The organism is Mycobacterium sp. (assembly GCF_036273375.1).
Classification (GTDB): Bacteria; Actinomycetota; Actinomycetes; order Mycobacteriales; family Mycobacteriaceae; genus Mycobacterium.
The window spans coordinates 1-3,783 of sequence record NZ_DASUHS010000081.1; the positions used below are offsets into that span (position 1 = coordinate 1).

Below are 3,783 nucleotides of genomic sequence, written 5' to 3' on the forward strand. Positions count from 1 at the left end.
GGATGCAACTCGACCGTCACGGTGTGCAATCCGGTCGACTTGATGTTTCCGGGTAAGCGAATCCGCTTGCGGTCCAGCAGTGGGCCACCCGCGTCCTTAACGGCCGCTGCGACGTCAGCTGATGTGATCGAACCGAATAGCCGGCCACCTTCGCCGGCGCGTGCGCCGAGGGTGACGTTGAGCCTCTCCAGGTCTGACCTGATCTCACGGGCGTGACCCAGGTCGCGAATCTCCCGGGCGTCCCGAGCTCGCCTGATCTGGGTGATCTGCTTCTCGGCGCCCTTGCTCCACAGAATGGCCGAGCCACGCGGTACGAGGAAGTTCCGGCCGTAGCCGTCGGCCACCTCGACGATGTCGCCGGCGAGGCCAAGACCGGCCACCTCGCGCGTCAGTATGAGCTTCATGACCTGGCCCCTCAGCGCGCCGTCGAGGTGTACGGCAACAGCGCCATCTCGCGTGCGTTCTTGATCGCCTTGGCGATTTCCCGCTGTTGCTGGGCACTCACGCCGGTAACCCGGCGCGCCCGGATCTTGCCGCGATCCGAGATGAACTTTCGCAGCAGGGTGGTGTCTTTGTAATCGATGTAGTCGATCTTCGCCGCGAGTAGCGGGTTCTGCTTCTTTTTAGGCTTGCGGATAGGTGGTTTCGGCATTGGTGTGCTCCGCTCGTTTCACTCTTTCGTGACGACGGCAGACCGTCGTCAGGTTCCAATTCTGGTATCGGTCCGAGGCGTCAGAAGGGCGGCTCGTCGGAGAATCCCCCACCACCAGAGGGCGGCGGCGGGGTGCCCCACGGATCGTCGACGGCGTCGCCGCCGCCCGATCCGGAGGAGCCGAAACCGCCGGAAGAAGAGCCGCGCTGGGTGCGGTTCACCTTCGCGGTGGCGTAGCGCAGCGAGGGGCCCACCTCGTCGACATCAAGTTCGATGACGGTGCGCTTCTCGCCTTCCCTCGTCTCGAATGATCGTTGCTTGAGCCGGCCTTGCGCGACAACGCGCATGCCGCGTTGCAGCGACTCCGCGACGTTCTCCGCGGCTTGACGCCAGATGGAGCACCGAAGGAAGAGTGCCTCGCCGTCTTTCCACTCATTGGTGTTGCGGTCGAACTGGCGTGGAGTGGATGCGATCGTGAACGATGCGACGGCGGCGCCCGAGGGCGTGAACCGAAGCTCCGGGTCGGCGGTCAGGTTGCCAACCACAGTGATGACAGTGTCGCCAGCCATTGCTGCCTACCGCGCTTCCGGCCGCAGGACCTTCGTCCGCAGCACCGACTCGTTGAGATTGAGCTGGCGGTCGAGTTCGAGTACGGAAGCCGGCTCGGCCTGCACGTCGATGACGGCGTAGATGCCCTCGGCATGCTTGTCGATCTCGTACGCCAGGCGGCGCTTGCCCCAGATGTCGACCTTCTCGACCGTGCCGCCGTCCTTCTTGACGACGTTCAGGAACGTGTCGAGCGACGGCGCGATGGTGCGTTCTTCGAGATTCGGATCGAGGATGACCATGACTTCGTAATGGCGCATGAAAGTGCCACTCCTCCTATGGACTAGGTCGGCCGCGGACGGTCCGCGACAGGAGGCGGCCGCGTCGATTCCTCCGACGCGGCAACGATGACCATGCTACCGCGTGGGCGCCATCGCGACGAACGTTCCAGGTCGGGATGTCAGCTCCCGACGACGTCCGAGGGTGGTCGTAGGCTCGACACCATGCCAGCAGTCGGGGCGCACGTCGATTCCACCGATCCATTAGCCGCCGCGCGAGACGTGGGCGCCCAGGTCGTCCAGTTCTTCCTGGCCGACCCGCAGGGTTGGAAGAAGCCGACCGAGCATCCGCATGCCGAAGCACTGAAAGCCAGTGGCCTGACGATCTACATCCATTCGCCGTATGTGCTCAACGTGGCCAGCCTGAACAATCGCATTCGCATCCCGAGCCGCAAGCTGTTGGCTCAGCACGCCGAAGCGGCTGCGCAACTCGGCGCGAAGGGGCTGATCGTGCACGGCGGTCATCTCAACGCCTCGGATGACCCGGAGATCGGCTACGACAACTGGCGTAAGACTCTCTCCCGGGCGCGCGACGACGGCGGGTTTCCGCTGCCGATCTTGATCGAGAACACCGCGGGCGGCAACAACGCGATGACCCGCCGGTTCGACCGCCTGGCGCGGCTCTGGGATGCGATTGGCGAGTTCGGGCCCGGATTCTGCCTCGACACCTGCCATGCGTATGCCGGCGGTGAGGAGCTAGCCGGAATCGTTGACCGGGTCCGAGCCATCACCGGCCGGATCGATCTGGTCCACGCGAACAGCAGCCGGGACGCCTTCGACTCCGGTGCTGATCGGCACGCCAATTTCGACGCCGGCATGATCGAGCCCGAGACGATTGCGAGCACTGTGCGAGAGGCTGGCTCCGACGCGTTGGTCGAGACGCCGCGAGAAGGCCAGCGGGCGGACATCGACTTCCTGCGGGCCGCGCTGGGGATCGTGTCGGTCAGCGGATGATCAACCCGACGGCGCGGGAGGATCTTCGGCCGGTTGATGACCGGTTTCCGTGCGGCTTGGCGCCGGCAGTCGTACTGCGGCGGGAACCCGCAGCGTAAGGACGAACTCATCCGGTGCGCGGTCGAACGGGCCGCCGCACGGGTCGTCCATGCCGCCCGAGCGCACAATGTCGTGCTCGGGATGCCACATCTCCCGCACGACGAGAACGGCAATCGCAATCAGCAGGCCGTCGCGCGCGAGAAGCACGATCATCAGCGCGCCGTAGTCGAGTCCACGGGCACTGTCGTAATACCCGAGCAGCCAGAGCAACGTGGTGATCCACACGGCGATCTCGCTGAACTGCCACAGGAGATTCAGACCCCACCGCGGCCGGGCGAGCGCGACCAACGGCACCAGCCAGATCGAGTATTGCGGGCTCCAAACCTTGGTCGTCAACAAGAACGCCAGCACGACGAGGAAGGCGAGCTGGGCCATACGGGGGCGCGTCGGCGCGCCGAGGCCGAGCAGCACCACGAGCGCGAGCCCGGCGATGACTGCAGCGAGGACCGCGATGCCGGGCGGCGTCCACGCGGTGGCGTACCCCTGGCCGAAGAACCCGACGTTGGACAGGTAGTGGCCGATCGCCCAGAATGTGCTGGCTTCGGTGGGCCGGTCGGCGCTGAAGCGGTAGAACTCCCACCATCCGGTTGGGTACGCGACGGCGACCGGAATGTTCACCGCGCACCAGACCAGGACCGTGGTCACCGTGGCCCACGTGGCCTCTCGGTAGCGGTGCGTGCGCGCGGCCAAAATCCAGATGGGGATCAGCAGCAGCGCGGGATACAACTTGGCGGCCGTCCCGAGCCCGATCAACGAGCCGGCCGCGACGGGCCGATTACGCGCCCAGGCCCACAACGCGCAACTGGTGAACGCCATCGCGAACAGGTCCCAGTTCGAGAAGGCGTGGAACACGAGCAACGGACTGAGGGCGACGAGCGCCGCATCGTAGGGTCGCCGCCCCGCCGCACCCACCGTGCCGGCGACCATCAGCAGCCCGCAGATCGCGAGCAACACGCAGCTGAGCAGGGCGAACAGCTGGGCGTCGGTGAGGGCCGAAATAGGCGATTCGAGCAGGTGGGTGAGGCCCGAGGTCAACCACATGAACGCGCCGGTGAGCACGGGGTACTCCACCGCGTGGTCGCGGTAGGGGACGGCACCGACGTCCAGCCCCTCTGCGCCCCACAGGGGCACGATGTCGGAGTAGCAAACGTGCGTGTACTGCTTGTTGCCTATCCAGTTGCCACTGGCGCAGGG

The 3,783-nt window shown here is 65.8% G+C and carries 6 protein-coding genes; 1 reads left to right on the plus strand and 5 read right to left on the minus strand.

The window, feature by feature from the left end:
* The 4 genes from rplI to rpsF form a co-directional block, all read right to left on the minus strand.
* A partial coding sequence (gene rplI / locus VFW69_RS07135; protein WP_526499588.1) for a 50S ribosomal protein L9 occupies positions 1-404 on the minus strand: 404 nt, incomplete at its 3' end.
* Positions 405-415: 11 nt separating this feature from the next.
* Positions 416-652, minus strand: a complete 237-nt coding sequence (gene rpsR / locus VFW69_RS07140) for a 30S ribosomal protein S18 (RefSeq protein ID WP_526499590.1) — start codon at positions 650-652, stop codon at positions 416-418.
* An 80-nt stretch (positions 653-732) separates the two neighbouring features.
* Positions 733-1,221 (minus strand): single-stranded DNA-binding protein, encoded by a 489-nt coding sequence (locus tag VFW69_RS07145; protein WP_526499592.1) that lies wholly within the window; start codon positions 1,219-1,221, stop codon positions 733-735.
* 6 nt (positions 1,222-1,227) lie between these two features.
* Positions 1,228-1,518: a 30S ribosomal protein S6 gene (gene rpsF, locus VFW69_RS07150; RefSeq protein WP_526499594.1), complete on the minus strand. Its 291-nt coding sequence runs from the start codon at positions 1,516-1,518 to the stop codon at positions 1,228-1,230.
* 183 nt (positions 1,519-1,701) lie between these two features.
* On the opposite strand from rpsF, the gene VFW69_RS07155 reads away from it, so the two are divergent.
* The gene (locus tag VFW69_RS07155) at positions 1,702-2,490 is read left to right on the plus strand and encodes a deoxyribonuclease IV (protein ID WP_526499596.1); all 789 of its coding nucleotides are present in this window, start codon (positions 1,702-1,704) and stop codon (positions 2,488-2,490) included.
* On the opposite strand, the gene VFW69_RS07160 is transcribed toward VFW69_RS07155, so the two are convergent.
* Positions 2,491-3,783 (minus strand): glycosyltransferase family 87 protein (locus tag VFW69_RS07160; RefSeq protein WP_526499598.1); only part of this gene is annotated, 1,293 nt, incomplete at its 5' end.

Bases quoted from the DNA above. Each gene is read 5' to 3' on its own strand.
- rpsF (WP_526499594.1), bottom strand. From the start codon at position 1,518: ATGCGCCATTACGAAGTCATGGTCATCCTCGATCCGAATCTCGAAGAA.
- VFW69_RS07155 (WP_526499596.1), top strand. From the start codon at position 1,702: ATGCCAGCAGTCGGGGCGCACGTCGATTCCACCGATCCATTAGCCGCC.
- rpsR (WP_526499590.1), bottom strand. From the start codon at position 652: ATGCCGAAACCACCTATCCGCAAGCCTAAAAAGAAGCAGAACCCGCTA.
- VFW69_RS07145 (WP_526499592.1), bottom strand. From the start codon at position 1,221: ATGGCTGGCGACACTGTCATCACTGTGGTTGGCAACCTGACCGCCGAC.